Here is an 18,030-nt window from a genome sequence, read left to right as displayed (position 1 = left end):
AATTTATTTGATTTTTGAATTAGTAGCAGCTGTTTTTATTCCATCGTGTATCTGATTTTAATAGCTTTTTGTCTCACTCTCTATTAACAGACTGGTAGTGATTAATTTTTTCTTTTAAGATTATTTGGTCTAATTCATCTAAAACGGCATGGTGATTATTTGTGCCAATTACCTTGTTAGCCACTAGTTTTAATGAGTCTTGTCCATTTGATACGACGCAACCATATCCAACTCTGGTGATCATGCCTAAATCATTGAGATTATCACCAAAAGCGGCAAAATTTTCTGTTGAGAGATGCCATTCCTTTTCTAAAATTTCTAATCCAAATTCTTTGCCTGTGTTATCAGCAACTAAATCGATTGCCTCATGACCAGAAGTTATTGCTTTCAATTTTCCTTTAAATACGCTATTTAAAAGTTTTTCGCAATTCGCTACTTGATCCGTTGGGAAATTAAAGGCAAATTTATAAATTGTATCATCTAATTGATCATAATCGTTAATCTCTTGAAGATTTCGATAAAAGTAAGCTGCTTTTTTTCGATAGTTAGTGGGTGCGTTTTTTTTGATATACGCCGCTTGTTTTCCAGATAGAACTAAGCGAAAATCTTTGAAACTTGAATTTGTTTTAAGCAAGTCAAAAATAGGCTGTATCAAATTTGACGGAATGGGGTTCTCATAAATTATCTTGTTTTGTGAACTTATTTTCGCTCCATTCTCTGCAATAAAAGTAAGTTCAGAGTGAATATCTGGAAAATAAGCAATTAAACGCTGTAACTGATTGCCAGAGGCCACCACAAATTTGATGCCTAAATGTTTTAATTGTTGATACTGAGCTAAAAACCTATCAGTATCATACTCTTTATTATCATCTAAAAAAGTTCCATCCATATCAACAACAATAGCTTTTATCATCTTATTTACTCCCTTCTAAAAAGAGATGAACCAATGAAGCGCCTGTAACTTTTAGTTGATCTAAGGTTACTGATTTCTCTAGGGCCTCTTTTAAAGAAATTGGACCTAATTGAATCGAAAATGCACCAGCTAGTAAGTGTGTCATTTCACCGATATCTGTACTTCTTGAACCACATAAAGCAATCGTAGGAATACTGTATTTATGGGCAATACTAGCTACGCCATAAGGAACTTTTCCATTTTCAGTTTGATTATCTAAGCGACCTTCGCCAGTAATGACTAAATCTACTTTTGCAATTTTTTCTTCTAGTGCTAAGAACTTGCTAATAGTTTGGAATCCAGGTTTGATTGTACCACCTAAAGCTAAGATAGCTCCACCGAGACCACCAGCTGCTCCAGCGCCAGAAGCTTGTCGAATATCTACAGAGCTATATTTATTCAGTTCTAAGCTTATTTTTTGTGCTAACTCATCCATTTCGGTAATTTGTTGCTCGCTCCCGCCTTTTTGAGGACCAAATATTTTTGCAAAACCATTTGCTCCAACATAAGGATTGGTAACATCTGCGAGTGCAGTTATTTTTATTCCTAACTGTTGCCAATGTTTTTGAAGTGTCATTAAATCAATCGTTTTAGCAGAGTAAAGAGGGTTGATTTTCTTCGAATAATTTAATTCTCCACCCAAACCAGCTAGCAAACCTAAACCACCGTCAGAGGTACCTGAACCGCCAAGTGTTACATAGAAATTGGTTAGTTTATCTTGAGCAATAATCTTTTTGATCAATAGACCTAAACCAAATGTCGAACATTCAAGGATTGTTTTTTCGTTGGGTGTTATTTTATCGATACCTATAATAGAGGCAGATTCAATGATTGCAGTTTTTTGTTGATCAATCATGGTTACTAAGTATTCAACCTGAATTTGTTTGCCTGTTAGATCAGGTACTGTTTTGGCATGAATGGCTCCTCCTAAAGCTACTTGGATCGCTTGAATGGTTCCTTCACCACCATCAGCTATTGGAATACTAATCTTTTTAGTGATTCGGGGATCGGTTAAACCATCGATCAGTGCTTCATTTAACTCTTTAGATGTTGCGCTACCTTTAAATGAGTCGATTGCTACTAAAATTTTCATAAATGAACATCCTTTTTGATCCAAAAAGTAGCATAGGGTTTTAACTGTAGTGTTCCCTCTATTTTTGATTCAGAGATAAGATCAGTTCCATAAACATTTTCAACTTTAATCAATTGGTTACTAACATTAGTATAGGAATCGATTTGATTGTTTCCAGAGCCTCTTCGTATAGCAAATATTTCTGGTGCGGCTGAAATAATTTCTTGTTTGGCATAAGGACTAAAAGCAGCTTCTTTTTTTCTTAAACGGATCAGTTGAGAAATTCCAGAATAAATTTCTTTTCGATAAGAATTTTGATCAAGTTCAGTCAGTAATCGATTTTTCTCCAATTTTTCACGATTGATTCGACGGTTTATTCCAGAGCTTTCAGCTCCTTCATAATCATTTTTAGAACCAAAAAGTGAATGGTAGTAGATAGCTGGAACTCCAATTACGGAAAGTAAAATATGATGAGCAGCGATCATTTTTTTGGGAGTTATTTCAGGAATATGAATATCTTTTAGTGCGTCACTGTAATTAATATTCAGTTCATAAACTGATTGACTACCATCAGGATTATTTTTATAAGAAACTTTCCCGCCATTTTCTTTGACGCGTTCAACTAAAGCTTCTCTTTCTGCATCCGTTAAAATACCCTCTGTAGGTCGTAATCCAATTCCATCATGCGAAGCTAGAAAATTAAAGAAGGTAGCTGTATCAGAAACACGATCAATCCCCGCAGCCCAAGTAGTTAATTTTTCAGCATTTTCAGTTAGAAAACTGTGCAAAACTAGTGGAGGGAGTGGAAATTGATAGACTTGATTTGCTTCGTTTTCTCCTGATCCAAAATAACTAATATTATCTTTATGAGGAACATTTGTTTCAGTAATAATTTGAACATTTGGAGCGAGTTCATTCAATAAAATACGCCATAATTGAATAATTGCATGTGTTTGTGGTAGATGCATGCATGTTGTCCCGCTCTCTTTCCATAAAAAGCCAATGGCGTCTAAGCGAATTGAAGTTGCTCCTTTCTGCGCGTAAATCAATAATGTTTCAGTCAATCGACTTAAAGTTTGAGGATTTTTAACATTCACATCAACTTGATCTTCACTGAAAGTAGACCATACCGTTCTTGTATCACCTTGCTCATTTGTATATTCATGAAATAGAGGGCTAGTTCTTGGACGAGTCACATTTTTTGTATCAAAATTTTCATCGTATTCGATAAATGCGTGTGAAAATTCAGATTGACGAGTCATAAAATTTTTGAACCAAGAGCTAGATTTTGATAAATGATTTGCAACAAAGTCAAACATTAAACGCTTATCTTGTGCTAAGACTTCAATATCTTGCCAAGTACCAAGTTTAGGGTCAATGGCTAAATAATCGGTAACAGAAAATCCATCATCCGAAGTGTATGGAAACATAGGTAAGAGATGGATATCTGTAATTGTGTCTTTCAATGTCTCTTGATAAACTTCGTTGAGAACTGTTAGGGGGGCTTTGTTTTTTTCAAAAAAACTATCTCCATAGGTAATCAGATAAATATTTTCTTGATTTAATTGACTTGTTTCCTTAAATGAATCTTTGCTATACTTAGTAAGTAAATGTGCGAAAAAATCATGTGCTTTGTATCGATCTTTTTCATCTATATAGATCTCTGCTAACTTTTGATTGATTTTGTTCATTAATTCCATTTGATTTCGAACCTTTCTATAAGTAAATGAGGTGATTTTTTGTACTTTTATCGTTTGTTAAAACGAAATCGGCAATTGTTAAATAAGAATGAGGAAGTAATTTTGGATTATTTCTTAGAAAATGCTCAAAGTGTTCAACAAATTACGATTCGTGAAGCTGCTGAAAGATTTTATACAGCACCAAATACAATTACAAGAATGTGTAAAAAATTAGGTTTCTTAGGCTATTCCGATTTTAAAGAAGCGCTATATATCACTACAATTGAAGGAGAAAGTTTTTCAGACTTTACATCTTTAGATGATCAATTAGTTAAAACGAAACAATTGCTGAATCAACAGACAATCACAGCTATTATTCAAACTATATTTGAAGCACGTCAAGTCCTTGTTTTAGGGGTGGGGCTTTCAAGATTGCCCGCTGAAGAGCTCCATAATTATCTTCAAGTCGTTGGGAAAAACTCCCATATTTTTTGGGAACCACACATGATGCGACATGCAGCTCGAAAACTGACTGCCGACGATGTGGTACTTGCCTTTAGTATTAGTGGAGAAACTGAAAATACAATTGAACCGGTTAATATTGCCCATGTCTCAGGTGCAAATACAATTAGTATTACTGGGTTTTCCCAAAATAGACTGAGTAAAATCACTGACTTCCAGTTATATGGGATGACTTCTAAAGTAATGATTGATGGTATTGATGTTTCTGATCGTTTAAGTTTTCATTATATTGGCAATACATTGTTCACAGAGTATTTAAAAAAATATTATGCTACTGCTTTCCAAAACAAAGTATAAGAGTCCAATCTATTTAGCTTCTAAAACCAAGTAGGAATCGTGATTATCAGCAAGAAAACCACTGTATTTTATTTCTAATACAACCAATCATGAATAAATAATAAAGTGATTTTCTAACAGGACGTACTTACTTGGTTATCAGAGCTAGGCACTTTTTTATTTAACTAACATTAGTCAATTTAGTCATTCATATTTGCCGATTCTTTTACTTTTAAAGCAATTCCTTCTACTTGTGGACCATAAACCACCTGTATGTTTTTATCATCTAATTTCATTACCCCAGCTGCACCAGTCGATTTCAAAACTCGTTCATCAACTTTGTTTGTATCTTCTAATACTAAACGTAGGCGAGTAAAACAATTATCAATTGATTGAATATTAGCTACACCACCTAGCGCAGCAACGATGGTTGCACCTAGTTCTGTCCCATTTTTGGCAGTAGGAGCTGTTTGTTGATGTATTTCTTCAGCAGATTCATCTTCTCGCCCAGGTGTTTTAATATTTTTTCTTAAAATTACTGTTTTAAATACAAAGTAATAGGCAAATGCGTAAAATATACCAACAATAACTGCAAAATACCAGTGAGTTTCTGTTCCTCGTAAAATCCCAAATACACCAAGATCAATTGCTCCACCTTGAACATTTCCAATAGCGACGCCAAAGATACTCATTAACATAAACGATAATCCTGACATCAAGGCATGAAAGATAAATAAAAGTGGTGAGACAAAAATAAATGAAAATTCGATGGGTTCAGTGATACCTGTTGTAAAACTTGCGATTGCCGCCGCTAGCAATAAAGCTTTTACTCGATTTTTTTCCTCAGGTCTTGCTGTTTTAAACATAGCATAACAAGCAGCGGGAAGACCGAAAACCATAAATGGAATCTTTCCTTGAGCTAAAAATCGAGTTGCTTCACGCATAATATCCATATTAGGGTTACTTTCTGTGAGTAAGGTATTAAAAATGTTTAATGCACCAACGACTTGTTCCCCACCTAACATCGCTACCCCACCAATCGGCGTAAAACGAACTAATTGATTTAAAATATGATGTAAACCAGTTGGTACTAATAACCGTTCAATGAAACCAAATAAAAATACTCCCAATGACCCTGTGTCTGCAATGATATTGCCAACCCCTTCAATTCCTTTTCCAAGAAATGGCCAGACAAAATACATAAAAATACCTAGTAAGGGAACAATAATTGTAGTCATAATCGGGACAAGACGCTTGCCACCAAAATAACTGATAGCCATTGGTAGCCCTGTTTTATAAAAACGATTATGAATAATTGCAACTAGCATTCCGACCAATACACCACCAAAAACATTCATTCGGTAAGTAAAGATTCCTAAAACTGATTCATATAATGAAGCGGTTCGAGTAGCTTCTAGGGTTGTTTTTCCACTATCAATTAATGCATCGATTGACATGGTAGCCGCATTAATTCCATTTAAATTTAAAAAATAGCTGATTGTGATATGAAACAAAATAAAGCCTATAATAGCTGAAAAAGCTGCAGTTGTTTTCTCGCCTTTGGCTAAACCTATTGCTACTGAAGTGGCAAATAAAATTGGCAAGTTACCAAAAATAGCACCAACAATCGCTCGAATGAAGCCGATAAACTGTTGAACGCCTTCAATAGAAGTGAAATTTTCACCAACTATAGCTGGATTTTGTAAAACAGATGCTACTCCTAAAAAAATTCCTGCTGCTGCAATGATAGAAATTGGCATCATTAATGATTTCCCTAATTTTTGCAGATATTCTTTCATTTTTTTGTAACCCCTTTCTTGTGTTGAGTCTAATTATAGAGCGAGGTTTGTTCAAGAACAATGCTTTTAAAGAATTCTAAGAAATGTGTACAATAATCAGACTTGTACACATTCTTGTTTTTAATTACAAAATTTGTATTTTGTTAGACTATGATGAGAGAAGGGAGTAATGCAGTTATGTTCTTACCTTATCCTCATGATATAATAAATGAATTGATTCAGGGAGTAGCTTTTATTTTCAAAAGGATTGATGTTAAAATGAGAGAGGAAGATTGTTTCTCTTGGTGAAAGGTGAAATATGTTATTCATTTTTTATTTTATGTCAAGAATGGAAAGGAGGTTCACTAAATGGATCAACGAGTGACGATTTTGGTTGGAAATGGTTTTAATTATTTTGTTAATCAATACATAGCCAATGAAGCCCCAGAAATATTAGTCAAAAAATTAGAGCAGTACAAAAAAACTTTAGCTATAGAGGGTAAAGATATTACTATTCAATTACAAAATTTGCAAATTGATCTAACTAAATATTGTAATTTGTTAGATTTTTTAAAATTGGAAGATTATCCAGAATCTGGGGAAACCTTACTTTCAAAGTTAAATATTTTCTTCAAAAGTTTAGATAGTGGTAAGAGTGAAATCTCGCAAAATATAATGAAAGATATTTCTGAATTAGTTTCTGAACAAATCAACGCTATTTTTGATGAAACAACCTATTCAGAAGATAAAAATCATTTTAAGTATGTAAATGCAACCGTAAAAACATTGATGAAGGTTGATGAACGCTATTTTTCTAGTTGTTTTGAAGAGTTTATCTCAAAGTTTTCAGTAGTGCCGTACAATGTTTATACGACGAATTATGATTATATTGTTAGCTCTGTTTTTTCAGAACTGGATAATCAAAGCACAATCAGTAATTTCAAAAATCGCTCGGTGTATAACTTGCATGGACACTACAACCGAACGGAAGAACATGGGGACATTATTTGTTGTGCGCCAGAATTAAAACGGCAAGAAATGAAAGTTGCGTATTTTGATTCTTATATAAAAGATGTTGAAGAGGCTAGTGTTTTTATTCTTTTTGGTATCGGTTTGACGTCAGATCCACATTTGTTGCGAGAGTTGAATCGAAAGAAAAACTGTACCTTTATTATTATTGATTCAATTAAAGAAGAGTATTATAAAAATCATAGTCCAAAAAGTGCAGAAATTTCGGGGGAAAACGAAGTAACTCATAATCGCTTTGATTTTTTGAATAACAATGCAGTGTATTACATTGATACAGTTTCCCATCAAACGGCAGAAAATTATTTAATCCATCAAATCAATACCCCAAAAAAATTAATAGCCGTTTTAAACCAAGTAGCAGATGTGATTAATAAATAGTAGACTAAGAAAGCGCAACTTCTTTTCAATGTTGAAAAAAAGTGCGCTCTTTTTATTTTCATTGACAGTCAAAATCGTTCCAGTTTCAGTCTTTTTCAAATCCATTTTGTTGATAAACGAACAGGAAAATAAGGAATAAAGCAATGCAACTTCCTATCAAAACGATCCAGTTCACTATTGTCAGTGGATTTTTTTCGCCCAGAACAAAGCCTGTTACCATTTTAGCGGCAATACCAGTGAAAAGAAAGTCATTGATTTTTTGAAAAGGTTTGACTAAATCAGATAGCATTGGAATCATCATTAAAATCATCATCGCCGCAACTGTATTATTAGAAGCCGCCATTTGATTTTTTGAAAAAATCCCGATAATCATCCCTAAAATACTTGCTGAGAATGCACATAATAAGGAGACAATCAAATAGATAGGTAGATTTATTGCGGACATAGAAAGGCCACTAAAAAATACAATAAGGATATCTAGAAGCAAAGTAATCAAAAGAACAGGAGAAATACTACTAATAAAATAATCCATTCCAGAAACTGAAGAAGTCATCAAGGTTCGTAGGGTATTTTTTTCTTTGTCTTTTGCTAAAAAAGTGGCGGGCATCATTAAACTAATCATGGTTGCAGTGAGAAGAACCCCCATTCTTAATATCATTGCTAAGAAATTTGCGGAGGATTCGCCTGTTTGTGACATTAAATCTGCTAATGCGAAGCGATATAAAAGAATAAAAGCTGGAATGATAATAAAACTAGTTAAAAATGTTTTGTTTTTCAATAACTCTTTTGCTTTGAATTGTGTTAAGGCGCTAATTTTTTGTAAAGATATAGTCATTGTAATTCCCTCCCGGTAACTGATAAAAAGACGGTTTCTAAAGTTGGTTCGCAAGAATGAATGGATTGGATGCTGTCTGTTTCAAGCCAGGATTGAATTTTTTTTGTCGTAGTTGAACAATGATCTAAGACCATTCGCTCTTGGGTAGTAAGTAAAATCTTGTATTGTTTATTTTGATTATAACGAAGACAAATTTCTTCAGGTGTTCCAAACTCAACGATATGTCCTTCGTTCAACAATGCAACATGATCGCATAGTTTTGTTGCTTCTTCCATATTATGTGTAGTTAGAAAAATCCCCATACCCTCTTCTTTTAATGCAAGCAATAACTTATGAATTTCAAGTGCTGTTGAAGGATCTAATCCGGAAGTCGGCTCATCTAAAAAAAGTAACTTAGGTTTATGCAAAATGGCTCTAGCTAAAATTAACCGTTGCCCTTGCCCTTTCGATAATTTTGCAGCGGGTTGTTTTTTTTGCTCACTCAAACCGACTTTATCAAGGATGGAATCAATTTCACTTTTAGGAACATTCAATAATTTAGCGAAAAGCAATAAATTTTCATAGACGGAAAACTCCTCATAGATACCACTAGCATCTGTTACAATTCCAATTTGCTCATAAATCGACTCATTGATTTTCCGTGTATCTGTTCCTAAAATATAGGCTTCCCCATCCGTTTGAATCAATTGTCCAGTGAGTATTTTAATTGTCGTAGTTTTTCCCGCTCCAGATGGACCTAAAAAACCAAGAATCTCCCCTTGATTGATTTGCATGGAAATATCTTTCAATGCATGTTTATTTTTAAATGATTTTGATAAGTGATTGAGTTTTAATAATTCAGTCACACAGAACACTCCTAACTTTATAAGATAAGAAAAGTTTACCCAAATGGAAATAACAGAGGGCCGTATTTTCTTGAATGGTCGTTTTTGAAGCCTAAATGGTTTTTTTAACATGATTAAAAGAATAAGCTTTAGCAAAAGATAGTTATTTATTTTAGATTACTATTTGTTCATGAAGGTAAAAGCTTTGATAAATCAATATTCTTGTTCGTAAATACTTTTTACATTTTAAAAAGTAAATAAAAATGATAATAAAAACATAAAAAATGTAGACTTTTAGGAATATTTAGATTAACATAATAGATGAAATAAAGAGTTTGTTTTGTTGGAACTGTAAAATTTTTACTTTGAACTATTTATTTACATTAAATTGGGGGACGAATATGGTGAAAATTTTAGGTGTTGTTGGGAATCAAAATGAGATAGAAATACAATTAATGGAATATCTCCAAACGAATAACTATCAAATTATTTTAGTGACAAACAAAGAGCAACTGAAAGAAATAGATGGTTTGCTAATTATAAATAATGGTAATAGTTTGACTGAAACAGTGGAGTGGCTTTTATATGCGAAAGAAAAGCGAAAGCTATTTGTCTGGATTATTTTTTCACAATTATCTGAGCAAGAGCAAAATATTCTTTTAGAATTGGGAGCAAATGATATCGTAGAGCCTGTTGAACGGTATTTAGTAAAACTTTCCTATATAATCAAAAATACCTTTGCTTGTCTTCAACAGGAAATAAAAAATGTAACATATATCACTGATCATTATTATTTAAACGAGCACAGCCAATCTATTCGAGTTAATGGAAAAGAGAAGCAATTGACACGAACGGAGTACAAAATTTTTCAACTACTATTTAGCCGTGCGAATACTACGGTGACCTATGAAGAAATTCTAACGAGTGTATGGCCAGAAACGTCTATGAGTGAGTCAGGAAATTTGAAAATTAGAATCGCAAATGTAATCTTTCATTTACGTGAAAAAATCAGAGAAAGCTCTCAACTTAAAATTAGAACAACACGAAGTAAAGGATATATGTTGAAAAAAGATTGATTAGCTAGTTTTTTTTCTATGATTAAAAGTATTGATTTTCTAAAAAATAACATACTTCTTACAAGAAAAGCAGGTGATGAAGAGATTACCTGCTTTTTTATTACGCACTATTTTAAGTTGATTACTTGAAAGTATTAAATTTCTTGCTTTAACTGCTTTGAAACTTTATTTTTTCTGGAAAAATATATAAATTCAAAATGAATGGAAAATAAAAAAATATTATTTTAAATTGTTTTAAAGTTTTTTATTTTATCTAAATATTTTATTTATCTTTGTAAAAAAAGAAAAAACTTTATATATAAAAGGAATTTGAATGATATAATTAATTTTGTTGAGAGAGGCATGCTTTTTATCACGTATTTTAAAAATGAAAAGGAGATGTAGAGAATGAAAAAATGGACGAAACCATTTTTAGTAACAGTGAGTGTTGTGGGTGCTTTTGTATTTTCTGGCAAAGGAGCGTTTGCAGAAGTGGTTGATTTACAAGGTTATTCTGCGAAAATTACTACTGTCGAAGATCAAAATTATGTTAGTACTTCAAAAGGGAAATGGGTGTTAACAGAGGATACGCAAATCATTAGTAGCAAAGCGCAAGTTTTAGCATTGAACAATACAATCCCGGAAAAAATCGATTCTTTGTATATGAAAAAGAACTTAGAATTACGAAGAAATGGTGAATTAAATGTAGAGATAGAGGAGCAATTTGGTATAAATGTCCTTGGAAATCTATATGCATTCACTTGTACTGGTTATGGTGCTGGAAAAGTAGTTGCTGCCGGGAAAGTAGATGGGGTCCATGTATATGGCGCACTTAAACTGTATTCAGGTACGTTAGAAGGAATGGGATAAGAACATGGCGTTTGGTCAAATAAAGAAATTACTGCCTGTTCCTATTCACAAATTTACGGAACTGGTCAAGCAAGTGGTGTTTATATGGACGGAAATGGCTGTAAATACATCTATTCAGATATCGGTAGTACAATCACAGGAACAGCTTCTAGCATAAACAACCCACTATCTACAATCCATGCGAATAAAGGAAAAGTAAAAGCTTGTTCAAAATCAAAAGTAATCGAAGAATATTATTATGATGGTGAATGGGGTGGATAAATGTCAATAAAGTAGACACAAAAAGAGCAAATACCTAGTGAGAATCAAAGTATTTATCCTCCATCTCATTTGGTGTAAGCATGTTTAGGGTGCCGTGAGGACGTTGGGAGTTATAGAACCCTTCGATGTACTCAAAGCATGCCAGTTGTACTTCTTTAAGAGAAGAAAAAGTTCTTCTGTTGAGTTCCTCTTTTTTCATATATTTAAAAAAAGCTTCTGTGACAGCATTGTCCCAAGGATAACCAGGTTTCGATAATGATTGAACAATAGAATGATCCTCTAAACATTGTCTGAATTCAAAAGAAGTATATTGGGAGCCTTGATCTGTGTGAAAAAGAACAGAAGCTTTAGGATTCCTAGTTTGAATGGCTTTTTCTATTGTTGTAATAGCCAAAGCAGTATCAATTTTTTTGCTGACAGTCCAAGCAATGACTTTTCTGGAAAATAGATCTAGAATCACGCAAAGGTAAACAAAAGATTTTTTTCCAATAGGAATATAAGAGAAGTCACTAGTCCATACTTAATTCGGTTCTGGAGGATTAAAAGCTTGTTTCAAATGGTTTGGGTGTTTCAAAGAAACCTGACCTTTGGTCGGTTTAAAGGCAGGTTTCACTGTAGACATTTTAGGTAAATTGATGGTACTCATTAAACGATAGACTCGACCAATACTAATAGAAATGCCATAGTCACGTAGAAGCATACGTCTTACTTTTGCAGGACCTACTCGTTTTTTAGAAGTTGTATAGATTTCTAAAATAATCGTTCTTAATTGTTGGTTTTCTGCCGTTCTAGGAGCTGTTTTCCCAGAAAAACGTTTGTAGTAAGTCGAGCGATTGACTTTAAGAACCCTGCAAAGAGTGACAATAGAGTGCTCATGTCGTAGGATACGAATCGCGTTTAATCGTTCGTTGAGTGTGGCGTGAATATGGCAATCGCTTTTTTTAGAATTAAATTTTCTTCTTCCAATTGGAGATTTCTTTTCTGAAGTTGTTTAATCTGACGAGCCGTGAGCATTGTATCGTCATCGATTTTAACTTCAGAGTATTGTTTCACCCATCGAGCGACAGAAGATAGGGCAATACGATATTCGTTAGCTAATGCGTTTTGTGATTTTCCACTTTCATAAAGTTTTATGATTGATTTTTTAAATTTCTCGTCAAACTTTCGCTTTGTTTTACGTTTATCTATCATAATCAAAAGTCCTTTCTTAAATAGTATCTAATTTATTAATAGTATAGCAAAAAAAGTTGTCTACTTTATTAGCATACATGCACATATATTGAAGAATTGCCAGAAGTTCAGGAAGAACAGCAAGAAAAAGATGGTCAAGCATTTAATGAACAGTTTTTAGAGGCATATTTCACGTATAAGGACTTAGAAACTCGTGAGGCGTTTAGTGTACCTATGTTGACGAAAGCCTGTAATGATGAATTAAAGCTAGGTGTTTATGATAAAGATTTTCCAGCAAAATCTTATCTGGTCAGTCATGAATCATATTATGCCAACAACAATGAAAATGAAATAGTGTCGTTAAATACGGTGGAAGTCACAACGATTATGAATCAAGTTCAAACAACGACAAATGCAACGTATCGAATCAATTTAAAGAAAATTAGTGGAAATTGGTTGATCGATCATGTAGAATTTTTAGGAAGTCAAGTGAAATAAAAGGGAGCAAACATCCTATAGTGTGGGGTGTTTGTTCCTTTTTGAATTAGATTTCAATCATATGGGGTGTATTTGATAAAAAATAGAAACAGTAATTTTATTTAAAGAAAAAATATATTTACAATAAGATTTTTTTATGTTATTGTGAATTAAAATACAAAAGAGGTGATTATAATTAAAAGCATAGTACTTAATATAGATAGTAAATGTAACGCATCTTGTAAACATTGCTGTTTTTCATGTTCTTCGAAAAGTAGTGAACATTTAAGTGATGAGGAACTTGATAATTTAGTTGAGTATATTTTAAATAATGATGAAATAGAGGTTGTTTCTCTGACTGGTGGTGAAGCCTTACTAAGAAAAGATAAGGTGCTAGAAATTATAAAATTAATTTCTAATGTAGGTAAAAAAGTAACATTAATTTCTAATGGATATTGGGCTGTAACACCACAAAAAACGGAAATGTTACTACAAGATTTATATGATAGAGGTTTGAGAGCATTAACTATTAGTTATGATGATTATCATAGAGAATATATTCCACTAATAAGGATACAAAATATATTAAATGTTATAAAAAAAATTTGATATTTCAGTTGCTCTAAACATGGTAGTCGATAAACAGAATCGAGGTACAAAGTTATTAAATGATTTAGGAGATTCTGTATTTGGGATTCAAGTTACTATGATTCCTGCTTCTCCTGTAGGAAATTCAAAAATGATTCCTACACAAAATTTGTATCTGAATAATTATGATTCTTTTGATCTTAGGTGTCCTTCTTCATGTTTAGAATTTGTAATCCATCACGATGGATTTGTCTATCCTTGTTGTTCTCCATCCGTTTTTGAAAGTAATCTGATTATAGGAAATATTCGTGAGGAACAGATAGATAGTTTGGAAGAAAAAATGTTTTCAAATATTGCTCTTTATATTCTAATGAAAGACGGATTAGGCTGGTTTATTGAGAAGTTAAATATTTATGAGGAATTAAGTGAACAACAATTTGTATCGACATGTGAAATATGTCGTTATATATTTTCAAAAGATAATGTGTTTGATTTATTATACGATGAAATGCTTAACTATTATGAAAAGGAAGGTTCCTTTGTTTAAATATAGTGATGAACAATATGATTTGTTAAAAGATGAAAATGATGTGTTTGTTAAAGATAAAAAAAACAACAGATATTTTCAAATAAGTGCAAATGAGACGGAAGAAATGCATATAATTGAGTGGAAGGAATATACTTCAAAGGTGAGTAAAAATCAGATGATTATATTTCTGATACTGTTTATTTTTTTGTATTTGTGTAATTTTTCGATTGTCTTTTTTAAAACACCGGATGTTTCGTATACATTTTTTCAATTCACAATTTTTGCTTTGTTATATTTGATAATATTCATAGTTGTTCATGAAGCAGGACATATATTTTTTTATAAAAAATTTGGAGGAAAGATAAATAAAATTGGTTTTAAACTGAACTATATATTTCCCTCGCTTTACGTAAGGATGAATGATACATATTTATTTAGTAAATATGAGAAATTAGTGGTACATGGCGGAGGATTGTTATTTAGTTTAGTATTGAATGGTTTTCTTTTTTTTATAGGTAGTGCATTTGGAATGGATATTCTTATTACGTTAACTAAAGTTATGTTTTTAGATATCATTTGGAATACTACTCCTGTTCTTAATTCTGATGGTTATAAGATTATGCTCACTTTATTTTCTGTAAACGAAAAAAAATATTTAAAAAACAATTCAAAATTGGTTTTGTTCTTCAAAATTGTCAATTTGATAGTTATTAGTATTTATTTAGCTAGAATGATTATCGATTTATGGTTATAATTTGATGTTTAAGTGTAATATAAAATATATTTTTAGATGGTAGGAGAAACTAAAATGGAAATAGAAAATTATTCGTTAAAGTTAAAACGTAAGGTACTATTAGATTCTACTGATTTAAAATTTGAAGATGGCAAAATAAATCATTTACTAGGAAAAAATGGAGTTGGTAAATCGCAATTAGCCAAAGACTTTATGCTGAATAGAAGTGGAGCAATACCTAAAATGTATTGTAATAATAATATTATTATTTCAAGTTTTAGTAGCATACCGAAGGAGCTTCGTATTAAAGATTTAAGAAAATGTCTCGATGGAAAGCTTGATGGTAATGTGGAGCAAATTCTACAAATTGATAAAATTGATCCTAAATTGAAAATAGGTAATTTAAGTGATGGACAAAAGCAAAAAGTGAAGTTATATATTTTTTTATCACAAGATAAAAATTTAATAATTCTAGATGAAGTAACTAATGCCATAGACAAAAAAACCACCAGTGAAATATACGATTTTTTAAATTTGTTTATGTTGGATAATTTTCAAAAGACAATTATTAATATTACACATAATATTAGTGATTTAAATAATATGCCAGGAAATTATTTTATTTTTGATGAAAAAAAAGTTCAGCAAGTTGCCAATAAAGAAGAGGCTATAAAATGGTATGTGGAGGGTTAATATGTTAGGTTTAGAGTTTAGACGAAGTATAAATGGTAAATATCTTATATATATTATGTTAGTCAGTTTTTTAACATTTATTTTAGGATATGCTTTGCCTGTAGGGATTGATAAAGTAAATTCAATTTCTTATGGAGAATATTTATTCAGTACTTATACAGTTATAACTCAGTTTGGTTTTCTTATATTTGGTTTTGTTATTGCTCTTTTTTTCAATAGTGATTATAGCTCGAAAAATATATTATTTTATAAGAGTTTTAATATTAATAGTTTGAAATTGTTTTTTAATAAAAGTTTAGTACTTTGGGTGGAATCAATTTTTATAATGGTCGTACTCAATTTTTTAGTCAGTATACTGTACAATAATTTTTCTTATTTTTTATTTTCTACTTGCTATTTTTGTTTAGTTATAGCGCAATATATTATGATTATTGGAATTTTAAGTATGTGTTTTAGCAATATTTTGGTAGCCTATGGTGTCAGTTTAATTTATTGGATTTCCTCAATAATGTTATCAGCAATAGCGAAAAGCTTTAGTTTTCTTGCTCTTTACGATGCTTCAAACCCTTTGTTTGAGGCGGTTGAAAAATATTTAAAAACAGGAAATTTTAATATAGCTTTGTTAATACCAATCCCCTATACTATTATACTTTTCACAATAACCTTACTTATTTCTAAACTAGTTAATAAGCGATGGACAACTTTAGGTATCGATTAAGCCAACTATGTTAACTAAAGCTTGTAATGGTGAATTAAATATAGGTATTTATAATAAAGACTTTCGAGTAAAATTTTATCTAATTAGTAATTAGTAATTAGTAATTAGTAATTAGTAATGAATCGTATTATGCCAGCAACAATGAAAATGAGTTAGTGTCGTTAAATACGGTGGAAGTCACAACGATTATGAATCAAGTTCAAACAACGACAAATGCAACGTATCAAATCAATTTAAAGAAGGTTAGTGGAAATTGGTTGATCGATCATGTAGAATTTTTCGGAAGTCAAGTGAAATAAAAAGGAACAAACATCCTATAGTATGGGGTGTTTGTTCCTTTTTTTGTAAAAGTTCAAAGTTGTAAATTTACAATTAGATTTTAGGATTCTCTTTCTATAGTACGTTTTCTAAGAACTGCAAATTGATTTTCATATGTTCGCTGTTGGTCGTTGGTTAAAGATTCGATTAATTGGATAAATGTCAATAAAGTAGACACAAAAAGAGCAAATACCTAGTGAGAATCAAAGTATTTATCCTCCATCTCATTTGGTGTAAGCATGTTTAGGGTGCCGTGAGGACGTTGGGAGTTATAGAACCCTTCGATGTACTCAAAGCATGCCAGTTGTACTTCTTTAAGAGAAGAAAAAGTTCTTCTGTTGAGTTCCTCTTTTTTCATATATTTAAAAAAAGCTTCTGTGACAGCATTGTCCCAAGGATAACCAGGTTTCGATAATGATTGAACAATAGAATGATCCTCTAAACATTGTCTGAATTCAAAAGAAGTATATTGGGAGCCTTGATCTGTGTGAAAAAGAACAGAAGCTTTAGGATTCCTAGTTTGAATGGCTTTTTCTATTGTTGTAATAGCCAAAGCAGTATCAATTTTTTTGCTGACAGTCCAAGCAATGACTTTTCTGGAAAATAGATCTAGAATCACGCAAAGGTAAACAAAAGATTTTTTTCCAATAGGAATATAAGAGAAGTCACTAGTCCATACTTAATTCGGTTCTGGAGGATTAAAAGCTTGTTTCAAATGGTTTGGGTGTTTCAAAGAAACCTGACCTTTGGTCGGTTTAAAGGCAGGTTTCACTGTAGACATTTTAGGTAAATTGATGGTACTCATTAAACGATAGACTCGACCAATACTAATAGAAATGCCATAGTCACGTAGAAGCATACGTCTTACTTTTGCAGGACCTACTCGTTTTTTAGAAGTTGTATAGATTTCTAAAATAATCGTTCTTAATTGTTGGTTTTCTGCCGTTCTAGGAGCTGTTTTCCCAGAAAAACGTTTGTAGTAAGTCGAGCGATTGACTTTAAGAACCCTGCAAAGAGTGACAATAGAGTGCTCATGTCGTAGGATACGAATCGCGTTTAATCGTTCGTTGAGTGTGGCGTGAATATGGCAATCGCTTTTTTTAGAATTAAATTTTCTTCTTCCAATTGGAGATTTCTTTTCTGAAGTTGTTTAATCTGACGAGCCGTGAGCATTGTATCGTCATCGATTTTAACTTCAGAGTATTGTTTCACCCATCGAGCGACAGAAGATAGGGCAATACGATATTCGTTAGCTAATGCGTTTTGTGATTTT

At 32.1% G+C, this 18,030-nt stretch carries 20 protein-coding genes and 2 pseudogenes; 12 read left to right on the top strand and 10 right to left on the bottom strand.

Features of this window, described 5'->3' with window-relative positions; translation table 11 throughout:
- Positions 1–73: 73 nt before the first annotated feature.
- From ACYSNW_RS05460 to ACYSNW_RS05450, 3 genes are read right to left on the bottom strand one after another with little or no spacing between them, the layout of a single operon-like run.
- Positions 74–913, bottom strand: a complete 840-nt coding sequence (locus tag ACYSNW_RS05460) for a Cof-type HAD-IIB family hydrolase (RefSeq protein ID WP_461743461.1) — start codon at positions 911–913, stop codon at positions 74–76.
- A 1-nt stretch (position 914) separates the two neighbouring features.
- Complete coding sequence (locus ACYSNW_RS05455; RefSeq protein ID WP_461743460.1) at positions 915–2,045, bottom strand: glycerate kinase family protein; 1,131 nt, start codon at positions 2,043–2,045, stop codon at positions 915–917.
- On the bottom strand, positions 2,042–3,724 hold the full coding sequence (locus ACYSNW_RS05450) for a sugar phosphorylase (RefSeq protein ID WP_461743459.1): 1,683 nt from the start codon (positions 3,722–3,724) through the stop codon (positions 2,042–2,044). The genes ACYSNW_RS05455 and ACYSNW_RS05450 overlap by 4 nt, the downstream gene beginning before the upstream one ends.
- A gap of 39 nt (positions 3,725–3,763) precedes the next feature.
- Here ACYSNW_RS05450 and ACYSNW_RS05445 point away from each other — a divergent pair, with 39 nt between their 5' ends.
- Positions 3,764–4,522 carry a MurR/RpiR family transcriptional regulator gene (locus ACYSNW_RS05445; RefSeq protein WP_461743458.1) on the top strand — a complete coding sequence of 253 codons (759 nt, stop codon included), beginning with the start codon at positions 3,764–3,766 and terminating at the stop codon, positions 4,520–4,522.
- Positions 4,523–4,701: 179 nt separating this feature from the next.
- On the opposite strand, the gene ACYSNW_RS05440 is transcribed toward ACYSNW_RS05445, so the two are convergent.
- Positions 4,702–6,300, bottom strand: a complete 1,599-nt coding sequence (locus ACYSNW_RS05440; protein WP_461743457.1) for a PTS transporter subunit EIIC — start codon at positions 6,298–6,300, stop codon at positions 4,702–4,704.
- Between the two features lie 348 nt (positions 6,301–6,648).
- Between ACYSNW_RS05440 and ACYSNW_RS05435 the strand changes: the two genes are divergently transcribed.
- Positions 6,649–7,686: a hypothetical protein gene (locus ACYSNW_RS05435; protein WP_461743456.1), complete on the top strand. Its 1,038-nt coding sequence runs from the start codon at positions 6,649–6,651 to the stop codon at positions 7,684–7,686.
- A gap of 85 nt (positions 7,687–7,771) precedes the next feature.
- Here ACYSNW_RS05435 and ACYSNW_RS05430 read toward each other — a convergent pair whose 3' ends face one another.
- Together ACYSNW_RS05430 and ACYSNW_RS05425 are read right to left on the bottom strand one after the other, a co-directional pair.
- A complete protein-coding gene (locus tag ACYSNW_RS05430) occupies positions 7,772–8,521 on the bottom strand; it encodes an ABC transporter permease (RefSeq protein WP_461743455.1) in 750 nt (249 codons plus the stop codon).
- Positions 8,518–9,366 carry an ABC transporter ATP-binding protein gene (locus tag ACYSNW_RS05425; RefSeq protein ID WP_461743454.1) on the bottom strand — a complete coding sequence of 283 codons (849 nt, stop codon included), beginning with the start codon at positions 9,364–9,366 and terminating at the stop codon, positions 8,518–8,520. The genes ACYSNW_RS05430 and ACYSNW_RS05425 overlap by 4 nt, the downstream gene beginning before the upstream one ends.
- A gap of 380 nt (positions 9,367–9,746) precedes the next feature.
- Here ACYSNW_RS05425 and ACYSNW_RS05420 point away from each other — a divergent pair, with 380 nt between their 5' ends.
- The 3 genes from ACYSNW_RS05420 (at position 9,747) to ACYSNW_RS05410 (ending at position 11,531) form a co-directional block, all read left to right on the top strand.
- Entirely contained in the window at positions 9,747–10,421 is a 675-nt protein-coding gene (locus tag ACYSNW_RS05420) for a winged helix-turn-helix domain-containing protein (RefSeq protein ID WP_461743453.1), read from the top strand.
- 387 nt (positions 10,422–10,808) lie between these two features.
- The gene (locus ACYSNW_RS05415) at positions 10,809–11,270 is read left to right on the top strand and encodes a hypothetical protein (RefSeq protein ID WP_461743452.1); all 462 of its coding nucleotides are present in this window, start codon (positions 10,809–10,811) and stop codon (positions 11,268–11,270) included.
- An 84-nt stretch (positions 11,271–11,354) separates the two neighbouring features.
- Complete coding sequence (locus ACYSNW_RS05410; RefSeq protein ID WP_461743451.1) at positions 11,355–11,531, top strand: hypothetical protein; 177 nt, start codon at positions 11,355–11,357, stop codon at positions 11,529–11,531.
- Positions 11,532–11,565: 34 nt separating this feature from the next.
- On the opposite strand, the pseudogene ACYSNW_RS05405 reads toward ACYSNW_RS05410, so the two are convergent.
- Positions 11,566–12,722 (bottom strand): annotated as a pseudogene (locus tag ACYSNW_RS05405) (IS3 family transposase).
- Between the two features lie 96 nt (positions 12,723–12,818).
- Here ACYSNW_RS05405 and ACYSNW_RS05400 point away from each other — a divergent pair.
- The 7 genes from ACYSNW_RS05400 (at position 12,819) to ACYSNW_RS05370 (ending at position 16,738) form a co-directional block, all read left to right on the top strand.
- A complete protein-coding gene (locus ACYSNW_RS05400) occupies positions 12,819–13,199 on the top strand; it encodes a hypothetical protein (protein ID WP_461743450.1) in 381 nt (126 codons plus the stop codon).
- A gap of 165 nt (positions 13,200–13,364) precedes the next feature.
- The gene (locus ACYSNW_RS05395) at positions 13,365–13,787 is read left to right on the top strand and encodes a radical SAM protein (protein WP_461743449.1); all 423 of its coding nucleotides are present in this window, start codon (positions 13,365–13,367) and stop codon (positions 13,785–13,787) included.
- A 19-nt stretch (positions 13,788–13,806) separates the two neighbouring features.
- Positions 13,807–14,313, top strand: a complete 507-nt coding sequence (locus ACYSNW_RS05390) for an SPASM domain-containing protein (protein WP_461743448.1) — start codon at positions 13,807–13,809, stop codon at positions 14,311–14,313.
- Positions 14,306–15,049, top strand: coding sequence for a site-2 protease family protein (locus ACYSNW_RS05385; RefSeq protein WP_461743446.1), 744 nt, complete (start codon positions 14,306–14,308; stop codon positions 15,047–15,049). Before ACYSNW_RS05390 ends, ACYSNW_RS05385 begins: the two co-directional genes overlap by 8 nt.
- Before the next feature lie 54 nt (positions 15,050–15,103).
- A complete protein-coding gene (locus ACYSNW_RS05380; protein WP_461743445.1) occupies positions 15,104–15,721 on the top strand; it encodes an ATP-binding cassette domain-containing protein in 618 nt (205 codons plus the stop codon).
- A 1-nt stretch (position 15,722) separates the two neighbouring features.
- On the top strand, positions 15,723–16,439 hold the full coding sequence (locus ACYSNW_RS05375; protein WP_461743444.1) for a peptide ABC transporter permease: 717 nt from the start codon (positions 15,723–15,725) through the stop codon (positions 16,437–16,439).
- 155 nt (positions 16,440–16,594) lie between these two features.
- Positions 16,595–16,738, top strand: coding sequence for a hypothetical protein (locus tag ACYSNW_RS05370; RefSeq protein ID WP_461743443.1), 144 nt, complete (start codon positions 16,595–16,597; stop codon positions 16,736–16,738).
- Between the two features lie 212 nt (positions 16,739–16,950).
- On the opposite strand, the pseudogene ACYSNW_RS05365 reads toward ACYSNW_RS05370, so the two are convergent.
- The 3 genes and pseudogenes from ACYSNW_RS05365 to ACYSNW_RS05355 form a co-directional block, all read right to left on the bottom strand.
- A pseudogene (locus ACYSNW_RS05365) lies at positions 16,951–17,424 on the bottom strand (IS3 family transposase); the annotation flags it as partial.
- 12 nt (positions 17,425–17,436) lie between these two features.
- Positions 17,437–17,781 carry an IS3 family transposase gene (locus ACYSNW_RS05360; protein WP_461743803.1) on the bottom strand — a complete coding sequence of 115 codons (345 nt, stop codon included), beginning with the start codon at positions 17,779–17,781 and terminating at the stop codon, positions 17,437–17,439.
- A gap of 32 nt (positions 17,782–17,813) precedes the next feature.
- A partial coding sequence (locus ACYSNW_RS05355) for a transposase (RefSeq protein WP_461743442.1) occupies positions 17,814–18,030 on the bottom strand: 217 nt, incomplete at its 5' end.

It is taken from the genome of Enterococcus sp. LJL99 (assembly GCF_054871725.1).
The sequence above is the reverse complement of the archived record's forward strand: the minus strand, read 5'-3'. Positions and strand labels throughout refer to the sequence as shown.